General features: G+C 58.3%; 16 protein-coding genes. 11 read left to right on the top strand and 5 right to left on the bottom strand.

The genetic code is table 11. From position 1 onward, the window contains the following. Positions 1–148 precede the first annotated feature (148 nt). From ACWGTO_RS06310 to ACWGTO_RS06290, 5 genes are all read left to right on the top strand, one after another. Positions 149–1,177 (top strand): extracellular solute-binding protein, encoded by a 1,029-nt coding sequence (locus tag ACWGTO_RS06310; protein WP_454574014.1) that lies wholly within the window; start codon positions 149–151, stop codon positions 1,175–1,177. 112 nt (positions 1,178–1,289) lie between these two features. Continuing rightward, the gene (locus tag ACWGTO_RS06305; RefSeq protein ID WP_454574013.1) at positions 1,290–2,717 is read left to right on the top strand and encodes an amidase; all 1,428 of its coding nucleotides are present in this window, start codon (positions 1,290–1,292) and stop codon (positions 2,715–2,717) included. Between the two features lie 75 nt (positions 2,718–2,792). Beyond that, complete coding sequence (locus ACWGTO_RS06300) at positions 2,793–3,488, top strand: TetR/AcrR family transcriptional regulator (protein WP_454574012.1); 696 nt, start codon at positions 2,793–2,795, stop codon at positions 3,486–3,488. Positions 3,489–3,730: 242 nt separating this feature from the next. Beyond that, complete coding sequence (locus ACWGTO_RS06295) at positions 3,731–4,189, top strand: DUF2569 family protein (protein ID WP_454574011.1); 459 nt, start codon at positions 3,731–3,733, stop codon at positions 4,187–4,189. A gap of 342 nt (positions 4,190–4,531) precedes the next feature. Beyond that, a complete protein-coding gene (locus ACWGTO_RS06290; protein ID WP_454574010.1) occupies positions 4,532–5,812 on the top strand; it encodes a tyrosine-type recombinase/integrase in 1,281 nt (426 codons plus the stop codon). Between the two features lie 120 nt (positions 5,813–5,932). Here the strand turns inward: ACWGTO_RS06290 and ACWGTO_RS06285 are convergent, their stop codons facing one another. Beyond that, positions 5,933–7,255 (bottom strand): DUF2130 domain-containing protein, encoded by a 1,323-nt coding sequence (locus tag ACWGTO_RS06285; RefSeq protein WP_454574009.1) that lies wholly within the window; start codon positions 7,253–7,255, stop codon positions 5,933–5,935. Between the two features lie 147 nt (positions 7,256–7,402). Then, positions 7,403–7,975: a DUF805 domain-containing protein gene (locus tag ACWGTO_RS06280; protein WP_454574008.1), complete on the bottom strand. Its 573-nt coding sequence runs from the start codon at positions 7,973–7,975 to the stop codon at positions 7,403–7,405. 198 nt (positions 7,976–8,173) lie between these two features. On the opposite strand from ACWGTO_RS06280, the gene ACWGTO_RS06275 reads away from it, so the two are divergent. From ACWGTO_RS06275 to ACWGTO_RS06250, 6 genes are all read left to right on the top strand, one after another. Further along, complete coding sequence (locus ACWGTO_RS06275; RefSeq protein WP_454574007.1) at positions 8,174–8,404, top strand: helix-turn-helix domain-containing protein; 231 nt, start codon at positions 8,174–8,176, stop codon at positions 8,402–8,404. 101 nt (positions 8,405–8,505) lie between these two features. Next, positions 8,506–9,081 (top strand): tyrosine-type recombinase/integrase, encoded by a 576-nt coding sequence (locus ACWGTO_RS06270; RefSeq protein ID WP_454574006.1) that lies wholly within the window; start codon positions 8,506–8,508, stop codon positions 9,079–9,081. A 10-nt stretch (positions 9,082–9,091) separates the two neighbouring features. Next, positions 9,092–9,712 (top strand): hypothetical protein, encoded by a 621-nt coding sequence (locus ACWGTO_RS06265; RefSeq protein WP_454574005.1) that lies wholly within the window; start codon positions 9,092–9,094, stop codon positions 9,710–9,712. Between the two features lie 102 nt (positions 9,713–9,814). Next, entirely contained in the window at positions 9,815–10,408 is a 594-nt protein-coding gene (locus tag ACWGTO_RS06260) for a hypothetical protein (RefSeq protein ID WP_454574004.1), read from the top strand. A gap of 106 nt (positions 10,409–10,514) precedes the next feature. Further along, on the top strand, positions 10,515–10,901 hold the full coding sequence (locus ACWGTO_RS06255; protein ID WP_454574003.1) for a DUF3768 domain-containing protein: 387 nt from the start codon (positions 10,515–10,517) through the stop codon (positions 10,899–10,901). 553 nt (positions 10,902–11,454) lie between these two features. Next, complete coding sequence (locus tag ACWGTO_RS06250; RefSeq protein WP_454574002.1) at positions 11,455–11,922, top strand: MaoC family dehydratase; 468 nt, start codon at positions 11,455–11,457, stop codon at positions 11,920–11,922. Positions 11,923–12,344: 422 nt separating this feature from the next. On the opposite strand, the gene ACWGTO_RS06245 is transcribed toward ACWGTO_RS06250, so the two are convergent. From ACWGTO_RS06245 to ACWGTO_RS06235, 3 genes are all read right to left on the bottom strand, one after another. Beyond that, positions 12,345–13,181 carry an alpha/beta fold hydrolase gene (locus ACWGTO_RS06245; protein ID WP_454574374.1) on the bottom strand — a complete coding sequence of 279 codons (837 nt, stop codon included), beginning with the start codon at positions 13,179–13,181 and terminating at the stop codon, positions 12,345–12,347. Between the two features lie 186 nt (positions 13,182–13,367). Then, positions 13,368–13,547 (bottom strand): hypothetical protein, encoded by a 180-nt coding sequence (locus tag ACWGTO_RS06240; protein WP_454574001.1) that lies wholly within the window; start codon positions 13,545–13,547, stop codon positions 13,368–13,370. Positions 13,548–13,571: 24 nt separating this feature from the next. Continuing rightward, on the bottom strand, positions 13,572–14,375 hold the full coding sequence (locus tag ACWGTO_RS06235) for an ATP-binding protein (RefSeq protein WP_454574000.1): 804 nt from the start codon (positions 14,373–14,375) through the stop codon (positions 13,572–13,574). Positions 14,376–14,565 lie beyond the last annotated feature (190 nt).

The following is a 14,565-nucleotide window of genomic DNA, read 5'->3' as shown; positions in this document are numbered from 1 at the left end:
AAAGATATTGACTGTATGTTTAGTAATTAATACCGTTGCGAACTTACCGAGTTGGTCAGCCGGCATTTGCCGGTGAATGGCCACCAGGATGAAGGGAATATACGGACTCGAGGCGGCAACGCCGGTCCCAACAATGGGAGAACTAAGCATGCAGCTGAAATTGACTGCGGCGGCGCTATCGCTGCTGGCCATGACCGGCATTGCCCGCGCCGATGGCGAACTCCAGATCTACAATTGGGGCAACTATACCAGCCCGGAGCTGATCAAGAAGTTCGAAGAGACCTACAAGATCAAGGTCACCGTCACCGACTACGACTCCAACGACACCGCACTTGCCAAGGTCCGCCAGGGCGCCTCCGGCTACGACATCGTCGTGCCTTCGGCCAGTGTCATTCCGATCTGGATCAGCGAAGGCCTGCTCCTGGAGACCGATCCGAACAAGATGGAGAATTTTAGAAACGTCGATCCGAAATGGGTCGATGTGCCGTTCGACCCCGGCCGCAAATACACCGTGCCGTGGCAATGGGGCACGACCGGCATCTCGGTCAACAAATCGGTCTATGCGGGCGACCCGAACACCTCAGCACTTTTCCTCGACCCGCCGCCGGAGCTCGTCGGCAAGATCAATGTCGTGCCCGAAATGGGGGACATCATGTTCCTCGCTATCGCCTATGAGGGCGGAAAGTACTGCACCGACGACATGCAGGTGCTGAAGAAGGTGCATGACAAGCTGGTCGAGGCCAAGGCGAAATGGCTCTCGCTCGACTACGCCGCCGTCGATGGTCTCGGCAGGGGCGACATTGCAGCGGGCGTCAACTGGAACGGCATATCGCTGCGCGAGCGGCTGGAGAACGACAAGATCGTCTACGGCTATCCCAAGGAAGGCTTTCCAATCTGGATGGACAATGTCGCGGTGCTCAAGGACGCCAAAAATGTCGAGAACGCCAAGCTCTTCCAGAACTTCATCATGGACCCGAAGAACGCGGCGATGATCTCGGCCTTCGCGCGCTACGCCAATGGCATCAAGGGCTCCGAGGCCTTCCTGCCTGACGATATGAAGGGGGCGCCCGAAGTGGATGTTCCCGCCGAGTTTGCCGCCAAGGGCCAGTTCATGCCGGCCTGCCCGGCCAACGTGCAGGCGCTGTACACCAAGATCTGGACCGATCTGCAGAAATAACAGCGCCACCAGCCCAAACCTGACGAACAGCACCTGATGAACAACCATCGGGCCGCGAATCCGCGGCCCGGCCTTCATGCCAAAGCGGTCCACCGATCGCGGGAGAACCTTAATGTCCGATCTCGACCTTTGCTACATGCCGGCCAGCGAGGCGTTGCGGTTGTTCAATGCGAAGAAGCTTTCGCCTGTCGAATTGATGCAGGCGACCATCGATCGCGCCGAGGTGACGAAAGCTGCCGTCAACTGCCTCACCTTCACCCATTTCGACGAGGCGATGGCTCTCGCCAGAAAAGCCGAAGCAAAATACGCCAAGGGCGCCCGCACCGGCGCGCTGGAAGGCCTGCCGATCGGCATCAAGGACGAGAGCTACATCAAGGGCAAGCCGACCTCGCATGGCTCGCTGCTGTCCAGGGATGCCATTGGCGGCCACACCTCGACGATGAACGAGCGCATCATGAGGGCAGGTGGCATTGTGCACGCCCGCACGGCGACGCCTGAATTCAGCTGTGCCGGCTACACCTGGTCGAAGCGCTGGGGTGTGACGCGCAACCCGTGGAACCCGGATTTTACGCCGGGCGGTTCATCAGGCGGCGCCGCCGCGACGCTGGCCTCCGGCACGTCGTCGATCGCCACCGGCTCGGACATTGCCGGGTCGATCCGCATTCCGGCCTCGGCCTGCGGCCTTGTCGGCTTCAAACCGCCCTATGGCCGCAATCCGGACGAGCCGCCGTTCAACCTCGATTTCTACTGCCACACCGGCCCGCTGGCCCGAAACGTCAGGGATGCGATCCTGCTGCAGAATGTCATGGCCGGGCCGAGCCCGCTCGACATCGCCACGCTTCGTCCCAAACTTCGCCTGCCGCTCGATTACAAGCCGATCAAGGGCTGGAAGGTCGCCTTCTCGATGGACCTTGGCTCCTTCGAGGTCGATGCCGACGTGCGCAAGAACACGCTCGCCGCCTGCGATGTGTTCCGCTCGCTCGGGGCGACCGTCGAGGAGGTCGACCTTGGCTGGGATGACGGGGTGCTGAAGGCTGGAATGGCCTATCTGGAGCATCTATTCGGCGCATCGCTGTCGCAACTGCTCGCCGAGCACAGCAGCGACATGACCAGCTATGCCAGGCGGTTCGCGCAGGATGGGCAGAAGTCGAAGGCGACGGATTTTGTCGCGACCCTCGACGTAGCCGCCAGGATGTACCAGACCCTGGGTCCGTTGCTGGAAACCTACAATGTGCTGATCTGCCCGACGAACGCGCTTCCGGCGGTGCCGGCGGAGTTCGACCAGACCAATGGGACCGTCGAGATCAACGGGAAACAGGTGAACCCGTCGCTGGGCTGGGTGATGACGACGCCGTTCAACATGATGAGCCGCTGCCCGGTTCTGTCGATCCCGTCAGGTCGCGCCGCCAATGGCGTGCCGACCGGCCTCCAGATCGTCGGCCGCACTTACAGCGATTCCGATGTTTTCCGGGCGGCGATGGCCTTTGAGACGGTTCAAGGTCAATGGTACACGAATGCCGGGACACGCCCGTCGATCTGAGTCTGCAATGGATCGGCGTGTCCTGTATCAAAACAGCGGCGGGATGTTTCCGCCGTACGGAAAGGCCTGACGATCATGGCGCAAAGCAAAGCGACTGCCGAGGCGGGCAAACGCAAGGCGGCGACGACCAAGGGCGCTGCAAACGACGCCGCGCCGTCCCGGGATCGTCGGCGCGAGCGCGGCGAAGCCAGCGTCCAGCGCATCATCGACGCCTCCATTGAGCTCATCGCGGAGGAGGGGCTGGCCAGCGTCACCATGCAGCGCATCGCCGAACATGTCGGCTCGTCCAACGCGCTGGTGGTCTTTCATTTTCGCAGCAAGGAGAATTTATTCCGGGCTGTCCTGCAGTATCTCAGCGATCAGTATGACGCGCTGTGGCTGACGCGGGTGCGGGCGCCCGGCCTGTCGACGGTGGAACGGGTCCTGGGCGCGGTCGGCTGTGCGCAGGATTTCGCAAGGCAGCACCCGAAATGGGTATCGGTCTTTGTCGCCTTCTCCAGCGACCGCAAGAGCATGCAGATCTACAACGAAATCGGCCTGCCCAGCGATCTCGCCTACACCGCCGAAGCGCGCGATTTTCTGATCGAAATTGCCCGTGACGGCGGCTACACCGGCGTCGACATCGACACACTGTCGGAGAGCCTGAACTATCTGGTCCATGGCGCCTGGTACTGGGATCATCTCAACCCGTCCGGCCGCGACACCGACGTGTTGCGGAAGACCATGCTGCTTTTGCTGCACCAGGCATTTCCTCGGCATTTTGTTGGGTGAGGGATGAGCCAAATTTGCGAGCGGCAAGGGTCGTCCGCGATTTAGACCCAAAAAGTCTTCGGGAAGCCTTGATCCCTGTGAAAATGCTTGCACAATCCAGGGGTGTACGTTAAACAACCTGGAGATGCATTAAGGGGGTGGGCAAAATGTGGCATTGGGCGATACTTCTCTTGCTGATTGGAGTGCCCGTTTTCTTCGCCGTCCGGTCGTCACGCAAATCCTCACAGAGCCCGGAAGACCTCGTGGGATTTGGCGGCTGGTTGATCCTGCTGGCGATCAGTCTGTCCCTTTCGCCGCTGCGCACACTTGTCGACATGGCCAGTTTGGTCAAAACCCACCAACAGCTTGTTACAGTTCCTAACGGGGCCTTGGCTGTTTATGGCGAGGCCGCCCTCAATCTGGCATTTCTGGCGCTTCAGCTGGTCGTGCTTGTTTCGATGCTACGGCGAAGCCACCGCTTCCCGCAGCTGTTTATATGTCTGTGGTTTGCGATTCCTCTCTTGTTCATACTGGACACAGTTTGGATATCGACTGTGCTTGGTGTCCCGGTAAACCGTTTGCTTGCCGGAACGGCGCTGGTTGCGCCTTTGGCATCCTTCATAGTCACAGGGATCTGGGCCGCTTATGTCTACAGATCGGTGAGGGTGAGGAACACGTTCAGTGGCGATACGGCAGCCGCTCAGGCCGCGACGTTCGCTTAGAAGGTCGGCTGGGTCGAAGGTTGCGAGTTGGCCTGCTGTGGTGTTGCCAGCCGATCATCCTCCTTCGCCGAGGCTTCGGAGGACGGCTAAGCTTCGGGTGGCCTGCCATCCGAAGCTCGAAGAGCGAAGGATGGTGCCCCCGGACGGAATCGAACCGCCGACCTTCGGTTTACAAATTTTATGCCACTGCACCCCAAGGGGTAACTGTCCCTCACGTGCAAAAGGGTATAACCTAGAAATTTCAGACGGTTGAGTGAATCGGAGCATCGGTTTGAATAACGGTGCCGAACGTAGTATCACACACCCGTGGTTACCCTTGGTGTTACCCCGGAGCCAAAACCGATGCCAAGCCCCATCCCTGGGCAATTCAAAAAAGCCGCTGCGTTCATCAACAATTTGAAGCCAGCGACGGCACGGCAAGAGATACCCGACAGCACCCAATCTGGGCTCTATCTGGTGATGCAGCCGAGCGGCGCTTTGTCCTGGGCAGTGCGGACGAAGATCGAAGGGAAGGCGTCCAAAGTGACCATCGGACGCTATGATGAAGTGGGCAGCGCCGACGACCGCATTAGAACCCTCATTTCGTCTACGCAAGCGTTGAATGTCACCCAAGCCCGCATCATCGCTGAACGCGTTCGCAACGACGCAAAACGCGGCAACGATCCTCGGCAACAGAAGATTGACAAGAAAGGCTTGGCCGCTTGGTTCGATGATTTCGTTAAGACCGCTCGCACCCAAGGCTTCAAGGGCAGGGCGGTCAAAGCCTCGACCGCTGATGAATACGAGCGCATCATCGCGACCAACATCAAGCCCCACTGGAACCACGTCACCGACATCAGGACCCTTGACTACCGCGAAATTGAAAAACTCCTGGACAAGCTGGCGCCCGGTGCTCGCCGAAATGCCTTCGCGGTTCTTTCTGCATTCTTCCGTTGGAAGCCAGTAGCGCGAGCGATCGGCCGCAACATCATTGAGCTTGCCACAGCACCGGGCGCACCGATCAGCCGCGACCGCGTGCTAACGCACGACGAAATCAAGACTGTTTGGAAGGCGGCGGAGAAATGCGGTTATCCGTTTGGTCCCATAACCCAACTGCTGTTGTTGACCGGCCAACGCCGGGACGAGATCGCCGAACTCAAATGGTCTGAAATTTCTGACGATCTGACCGCCATCACGCTTGAAACATCGCGAACTAAAAATTCCCGCCCCCAAATCGTACCAATAGCACCGCTGGCTAAGACGATCATCGAGGCATTGCCTAGGATCGCAGATGCAGACGGGAAGCCTTCGGAATACGTCTTCACGACGACCGCTACCACGCCATTCAGCGGCTTTAGCAATGGCAAGAAGGCACTGGCCAAGCATTGCGGCGAGCCGGCTTTGCCCGAATGGCATCTCCACGATTTACGCCGTACCTGCGCGACAGAACTCGCGAGGCTTGGAATCAAACAGGAGGTCACCGAGGCAATCCTAAACCACAAAACCGGGAAAGTGAGCGGCGTTGCCGCCATCTATAATCGCTACGAATATCAAGAGGAAAAGCACGATGCTTTGGAGCGATGGGCGAACCGTGTGCAAGCGATTACCGCGAATAACGTAACAATGTTGAAAAAGTCCGGCTAGACCTGGAATTCTTATGGGCCACATTTCACCTAAGGACGACAGGTCTGCCGATTTGCGCGCGTGCTCAACTCTCGGGCTTCTGCAAGCACGCCAGAGGGCGGAGCGGTTGGAACGGCACCCCTACGATGACGCTATTGGTGGGGCGGGATTCAGCGCATTCTCGGATGGTCCTTCCACCGCCAAAATCTGAAGGCTCTCGATCTCCTGCATCACCTTGCCTGCGATACCCTGTAGGTCGCCATACATCCCGACTGTGGACTCGATGACGTTCTGGATCTGTGCCTCCCGCTTGGCCCACAGCCGCGTGGTGGCCTTGCGTTCTCGGGCGAGGTCATCCTGCATGTCGGAGAACTTCTCCACGATCGCTTCTATCCGCTGCCGGAAGCGTGGGCCGGTCAGGTACCCATAGACCAACTCCATCTTGGAAGCCTGACCGGTCTGGGCAAGGCGGGAGTTCGCCAACTCGATTAGTGACTGTCGCAGCATCACCGCAATGGGTAGAGCGCATCTCGGATTTGCTACATAGACGCCGTCGATCAGATCGAAGGTTTCCACACCAGGGGGCATGGCCTCGGAAATCATCAACGCTATATCCGCCCTGGCGGCACGTTGGTCGCCTCTCAGTTTCGGCAACCACCCTTGGCTCCAATTCTTGGTCCGCTTCGATTCCCAAAGGATCGAACCACACTGTTGACCGGCCGGCCCGACGACACGTTGAATTACATCCCCGCCGAACTCCCCCTTGGCGACCGGCTCGATGATATCGAGGGGGAACCTGGCGGCGATAAGGGACTCTAGCTCAAGTTCAAGCACTTCCCCTTGAAGCTGCTGCGAGCCTTGCTCCGCGCGTCGCTTCAGTTCCTCAATCTGCCGCTGCATCCCGGCGAGCTGCTCTTCCTTTTCAGCGACCTTCATCCGCAGCCCTTCCTCGGCTTCGGTTTTGGCCTTTGCGCGCACCAGGTCCAAGCCCTCCTGTACGCGTTTCTCGATGGTCAGGGCGATCTCTCGCCGTTCATCGTCCAGCGCGCGCTGCTGTTTCAGGAACTCCGCTTGCTGCTGTTGAGCCACAGCCAGCTTCCCATCGCGGACCTGCAAGGTGGCTTCGAGCTCGGCCAGCTTTTTGTCTCGCTCTTCCAGATCGACCGAGACCAACAACTTCGCCTTGCGGGCTTCGTCGGCCTCTATCCGACCACGTTCAATGCTGACCTTTTCGGCGACTTCACTCTCTATTTCCCGTTTGGCCGCATCGATCTCGGCTCGCTGGCGCTGCAGCTCGTCTTCCTTGGCGGCCATAGCTGCATTGCTCTGAGCAAGGCGGCGGTCGTAGTCCTCTCTCGTGGCCGCAATCAACGGAGCCGCAAGGGATTCGTTTAGCTTGATGCTCGCCTTGCAGCTGGGGCAGCTGATCGTCGGTTCGTTGAAGGTCCTGGGCTGTTCCGTCATCGCGATCGGCCTCGCTACGAATCTGATTTCGCGCGTATCATTTTACACGACCATATGTTGTTCGAAAAGAACAGAAAGAGAACATGGGCAGCAATCCAGAGGTGATTTTGACATACCGGATCAAGTCCATTCGGGCCTCGGGCAATGTTAGGTCGGGTTGGTGCCCATCAAACGGCGCTTCATTTGATCGAATTCAGCGTCGGTAATCACGCCCTTGCTGCGCAGTTCGGCCAATCGCTCCAATTTCTCGATCGGCGGTTCGCAAGCCGCAGAACCTCTTGGCCCCTCGTAAGCCTGTAGTGGCTGCGCCATACCCTTCGGAGTTTGAGGCGGCTGGGGTGAATATGGCGCAGGCGGCGGTCCGTACTCGTTTGGTCCATTTTCAGAGCCCATCGCAGCGAAGACAAATCCGATAAGAGGGACAGCACACGGTATGACGACCCAGGTGGGGTATCCAACATCGTGCAACCGCCGCACAAGTGCGGAGAAATGTGGAACGATGTGAAACAGAACCGTCAGCGGAAAAAATACGTCAGTTTCGAGGAGGGAATCGACTGAAAGTGATACCGCGCTGACCATGGCTATAGAGCCGTAGAAATACCAGAACGCCCTTCTGCTCATACGACCCGAGAACGTGGCGTAGTTTCGAATAGCACTCTTATAGTGAAAGACAATTTCGTTAAAATCTTTAGCCTTCTCTTGAAACATCACTGTCGCCATTGGCCTACCCGCTTGTGGTTTGAAAGAAGTCAAAGGCGTCTCAGCTCGCGGACCATCTCTCCGCAGCTTGTTTCAGCGCCCAGTGAACTGTTGATCCAGCGGACCTGTTCGACCCGTTAAGGAGATCAATGAGATCGAGCCGAATTTACATATTATAGTTGATAAACTCAAGCCGACGTTTCCGCAATTGCTAGTCGGATGGATATACGGAAACTCGTCGGGCGGAATCTGTCCCGAATACGGAAGGCGGCCGGTCTTACCCAGGAGAGCGTCGCGGAGCGCGCCAATTTGAGTCAGCAATACGTAAGTGGCCTGGAAAACGGGAAACGAAATCCAACAGTGGAGACCCTTTTGGATTTGGCGCAGGCCCTAGGGGTAAGCCACGTCGATCTCGTCGCGCCTGACGACCAATTCCTCAGCAAAACCTAGGTCAAAATCGCGAAAACGCTCGATTTGCGGGCGTCTTTCGGCTTGAAAATAGGAATATTTGCCTATAATCTGGGGTTGTCCCATCCCTGGAGCGCAACCCAATGTCTGGTCGTCAAGCCAAGGTCGTCACCGATTCAATGTTACGCAAAATGCTTGCGCATACGCGCAAATCATCGCGTCCGATGAGGGATCGGGTGATTATCCTCCTCTCCTGTAAGGCCGGGTTGAGGGCCTGCGAAATCGCCGGATTGGAGTGGTCAATGCTCCTCGATCCGAAGGGGAGGATCGGGAACCTGGTCGTGATCGAGGACCGTATCGCGAAACGTCAATCTGGACGCCGCATTCCGCTTCATCCGAGTCTCAAGGGTGCCCTGTCTTTGTTGCGAGAGGAGGAGGGAGGCGACGGACCTGTGATCCGTTCAAGCCGCGGTGGCGCGATGCAGGCAAATAGCATCGTCAATTGGTTTGTCGAACTGTACAGCGATCTAAATTTTGAAGGGTGTTCGTCACACTCGGGGCGCCGGACCTTTATCACGACGGCGGCACGATCCGCGCACCGCGCAGGCGGATGTCTTCGCGACGTTCAACTCCTCGCCGGTCACCGGTCTCTGTCGATGACGCAGAGTTACATCGATGGCGATACGGACGCCCAGCGCCGTATCGTTTCCATGATCTGAGATAGCGACGATGTGTGACCGAAACGAAGAGGTTCGTGGGCCGATCCCGCGCGCGCGGGTTTTGAGGATCCCGGTCGCCGAGAAGATCCTGGCGCCGTTTAGTCAAGGGGATCTGGATAGCCTTTGCGGCGTCTACTGCGTGATGAACGCTGTCCGATTTCTGTTCCCGGAGCTTGGACGCGAAAAGTCGATTGGTCTGTTCCAAGTCCTGTCGGAGAGTCTGACGACAAACAGCGTGACGGCGCATGAAACAGTCGGATTAGGGATCGAAATCCCGACGGTCTACGCCCTCGTCGAAGCCGCCTGCGGTTACCTTCAAGAGGTACTCGAGGCCCCGATCAGTATGGCCATGTTGACGTCGAAAATCCGTCGGTTCGACGATCTATGGGCCGCGTTGCGCGAAGGTCTTCGCGGCAACCAGGTCGCCATCATCGGTCTCTCTGGTCGTCACGATCATTGGACGGTCGCCTACCGTATGACCGCGAGAACGATCCGGTTGTTCGACTCCGACGCGATGAAAGTTTTGCAGCGGGCGCGGTGTTCACTCCGGGACCCGAGAGTTCCTTACCAGATCGATCCGGACGAGATCATTCTCGTTCGAAGGGGAGGGGTAGTTGATAGTAGATTCTAGTAGAAATCTTGGTGGTCATTCCATCGGTGTGAAATGTCACTTTCACACCGATCGGATTTTGATGGCGGAGCGGAGTGCGCTTCTTCGACCGGAACTCGGCCAGTGACGTTGGACGAGTATCTCACCTACCGGGAAATGGTCAGGGAACTCGATCCAGAGGCATTCGACCGCGTCAGGACGAAGACCCCACCAACGGACGCAACCGATTTCGCGCTCCGAGTGTCATACGTCATCCTGAACAGTGGGATGAGATGGACCGTGACCCAAGACATCTGGTCACGGATGAAGCCGGCTTTGCTGAAGACAGGGAAGGTTGGCGAGACGTTCGGCCATCCTGGGAAGAGAAAAGCCATCAACCTGGTAATGTCGAACCGATCGGAGCTTTTTCAAACTTTCCATTCGGCGTGGGACGTAGGGTCGGCGGAGGTGATCGAGTTTTGCGAGACCCTTCCTTACGTCGGCGTGATCACAAAGTATCACCTGGCAAAGAACCTCGGCGTTGACACTGCAAAACCAGACGTTTGGCTAGAGAGGGTCGCGGCGAATTCAGGTGAGGATGTGCACGAATTGTGCTCGCGACTTTCACAACTGGCGGGAGACAGTGTCTCGACCGTTGACTACGTCATCTGGAAGGCATGCCAGCAAGGATGGTGGCTTCCCGACGCGCCGCCGAGCTCCGACCCCAATAGCGAGTGATCCGCCCGACGCGGGTTAGCGACTCCAAAACAGAAACTGGAACGCGGGACTGACCGGCAATAGGGCCGGCCAGAAAGGTCCCCCTCATACTAAAGAAAGGGAAACCATGACGAAGGAGAAATCAGACATGTTCTTCGGGGGAGCCGATCACATCAGCCAGGCGCTCGACGAAACCGCCCTCAAGATCAGGTCATTGAACGACGACTTGCGGGTCAGGCGCCTGGGCGGGGTTGTTGTCATTACCGACGGAATTGCTGCCCTTGGCCCCTCAACAATAAGGGACATCATCTCGGCCATTACTGCCTTCGATGGTTTTACTCCCGAGAATGATCCCTATGGAGAGCACGATTGTGCGGTGATCACGGTCGGTGAGATCAAAGTTATCTGGAAGATCGACTACTATGATCTGACTCGCCGATATCATTCATCTGATCCTTCTAACCGAGACGTCACATCTCGGGTCATGACGATCATGAGGGCGGACGAGTACTAACTGGCGCTCCCGGCGCCTCACCATGACGTTCTATGTTAGAGTGCGCGGGATGGCAGCTTTGCGCCTGATTCTCGGCCATCAAAGGTAGCGGTGCCACTGCCTTAGAGCGGTCATTTCTGGCGACCAAGCTGGATGGTGACCGCCCCATCCGCATCTTTTTTGCGGTGAGGCTGTTCACCGAATAGGCGTTGTCCGGATTCGGCTGGCGGTAACCCCCTCGGTCCATCATGGGGCCGAATGTGGCCAGTCCGGCAGGTGGGCAAAGGCGCCGCGGATCAGGGCAAGCGCAGGCTCCAGGGAGAACCGATCCGCGTCATCGAGCCACGCGACGTCCTACTCGAAAAGCATTGTCTCCATGCATTCGGCTAGGGAAAGCCGCATGTCGTGGGTCCGGACGTCGGAACCGCAGCGTCGCCCTTTGCCGCAGCGCTTTCTCCGGGGGACCCAAGAGCCTTGTTGTAGACACGGGCGCCACCAGGTCCCGCTTGAGTTGGGCGGCACGCTCAAGGTATGGGTGGAGGCGCCGGGAGGGAGAACGCGCTGGAGGTGAGGCATGAGTAAGCGGATACGGTCAGACCGTCTCTATCTGAATGATCTCCATGTCGGACAACGCTTCACGAGCGGGACTCACACGATCGATGCAGCGCAGATCAAGGCGTTCGCGCTCCAATTCGATCCGCAGCCCTTCCACACCAACGAGCGGGACGCAGCGAAGACATTCTTCAATAGCCTGGCGGCAAGTGGGTGGCACACGGCCGCTATCACCATGCGCCTGAACGTAGAAGGCGGCCTGCCTCTGGCGGGTGGGATCATAGGTGCTGGAGGAGAGATCAACTGGCCAGTCCCGACACGTCCCGGCGACATCTTGCAAGTTCAAAGCGAAGTGATCGAGATAACACCCTCCCGTTCGAAGCCCGACCGCGGCATCGTTACTGTAGTCAGCCGCACAATCAATCAGCATGGCGAGAGTGTTCAAACACTTAAGGCGAGACTTGTCGTTTGGCGCAGGCCAGGGGACTGAGTGGCCACAGTGGACGGCGTCATGCCGAGTCGATCGTGTGGCCCGTTGGCAGGGTCCTCTCCAAGCATAAGAGCCACACTGCCGATTGCTTCGCTGGCTACTTTCTCGGCATAAGCCTACTGCTTGCTGGCAATCGCCGGTGATCTCGAGGCGTATGTTCGGCAGTCGACGCACTGCTCTTCTTCACCGGTGCCTAGGGCGAGTTTCAATCGTGGTCAGCAGCCGAAAAGCCATCCCGCTGAAGCTTGCAGCGAGCGCTCAAAGGCGCCACATCGAGCTCTGGCAATCGCAAAAAAAAAAAGGCCCGGCCGATTGTCAGCCGGGCAGTTGGGGAGGAGGATGAACACGGTCGGGAACAGCGCGCCGAGCGAGGTTCTGCTGGCGGATTTGTTCAACTCGGAAACGGCGCGTTCGGTCCGGCCTCAGGCGCGTATGAAGGCGAGCAGATCGGAATTGATCACGTCCGCATTCACCGTGCACATGCCGTGCGAAAAACCGGGATAGACTTTGAGCGAACTGTTCTGGAGCAACTTGGCCTGGAGCAGTGCAGCGTCCTTATAGGGTACGACCTGGTCGTCATCGCCCTGCAGGACGAGCGTCGGCACCGTGATCGCCTTCAGATCTTCCGTCTGATCGGTCTCGGAGAAGGCCTTGATGCCGTCATAGTGGGCCTTGGCGCCGCCCATCATTCCCTGGCGCCACCAGTTCTGGATAATGCCCTGCGAAACCTTCGCACCCGGCCTGTTGAAGCCATAAAACGGTCCTGAAGCCAAGTCGAGGAAGAACTGCGACCTGTTGGCGGCCAGCGCCTGTCGGAAGCCGTCGAACACGTCGATCGGTGTGCCGCCAGGATTGGTCTCTGTCTTGACCATGAGCGGCGGAACGGCGCTGATCAGAACGGCTTTGGCAACGCGGCCCTGAGGCTGACCATACCTTGCGACGTAGCGGGCTACTTCGCCGCCGCCGGTCGAATGGCCAATATGCACGGCCTTCTTCAGGTTGAGATGCTCGACCATAGCAGAGGCGTCGGACGCGTAATGGTCCATGCCATGACCTTCGCTGACCTGTGTCGAGCGGCCGTGCCCACGACGGTCGTGGGCAACGACACGGAAACCCTGAGTCAGGAAGAACAGCATCTGCGCGTCCCAGTCGTCCGAGCTGAGAGGCCAGCCGTGATGAAACACAAGGGGCTGAGCATCCCTCGGCCCCCAGTCTTTGTAGAATATCTGCGTTCCGTCCTTGGTATCTACGAACGTCATGGTTTCGGCTCCTTGATCTTGATGGGAGGGGTTCACCGTCGACCGAGCGATTGAGTTGAAGGATGGAATCGACAGCACCGAAGCGGCTGCAGCGCCCAGCGCCAGGGCAGTTCGTCGCGTGATAGCCCCGCTGTTATCGTCTTCCGGCTTCATGCAGACCTCCTTGTTGCGTCCGAGCTGCGAAGATCAACGACATCGGTGCGGGTCCCCGAGCACAGGCAACACGCGTCTCGATTCCACTATCGCGGCGCGTCGTGCGAAGGCCGGGCCCGGGCCGCGCATGTAATGAAGCTCGGGCCGGTACCGGGGCGCTACGAAATCGCGAGCAGCTGATAACCAGGGTATGAGTAGGGCGCGGAGTTTCATCGCAACCCGTCCTTTCTCTTGTCACTAGTCGGCTAAGCACGCCATGATCACGGGTAGCCACAGATCGATCGTGGTGCCGTGCGCTGGCATACTTGCGATTGAGAGTCCGCCCCCTAAGCTTTCGATGAGTTGTTTGACCGTCGCCAAGCCGAGACCGGTGCTATTGGTCTTCGTTGAGAAATTCGGATGCCCCGCCATCTTCAGCGTGTCGCCATCCATTCCGGTGCCGCAATCGACGACAGAGAGGCGGATCATCCGCTTGCGTCTGCCTGTTTGGCTCGCAGTCGGAAGATCCAGTCTCGCTGTGATGGTGACGTCGCCGCCCTTGGGCATAGCGTCGCGCGCATTGAGAACCAGGTTGAAAAGAGCCCGCTCGACGAACTGCCGGTCGATGAACGCAGGCGGGAGGTCCTCGGCGACATCTAATTCGAGGTTGATGTCTGGCGGGAGGGCACCGGCGAGAGGCGCCTCGATCAGCTCTAGAAGCTGGCCAATGTCCACCGGTTCGGCTTTTACCGGCCGTGGATTGGCAAAATCGAGAAGTTGGCGAGCAAGGATTTTGGCCCGAAACGCACAGTAAATCGCGCCGTCGATCTTCTTCAGCTGTCTGCACGTGCCGAAGCGCCGGCTCTGCAACTCTTCGAGGATGTTGACGATTGGCGTCAACAGATTGTTGAAATCGTGAACGATCGACGCCAGAAGCAACCGCAGGTCAGTCGCATAAGCTGTAATAGGCTCGTCCGCGCCGCGATAACTGGATTCTGTTGGCACTGGCGCGTGGGGTTCGGGCAAGCGTCCGAAAATTGCAGTGGATCCTGATGCGCGCATGTCAACCTCGCGTGCTTTGGAAAACCCATTCGTGGCAAGACTTGTGACGATTAATTTGATCCTCTTGAGCACTGCGCGCTATTGCACGAGGGTGGTGCGCAATAAGCGATACGTCGCGTCAGATAAACCTAGGTTTAGAGGCCGCCGTATGTGTGGAAGACTCCCCGTCGGACCGGCATTTTGTGTGATC

The organism is Mesorhizobium sp. PL10 (assembly GCF_053714315.1).
The sequence above is the reverse complement of the archived record's forward strand: the minus strand, read 5'-3'. Positions and strand labels throughout refer to the sequence as shown.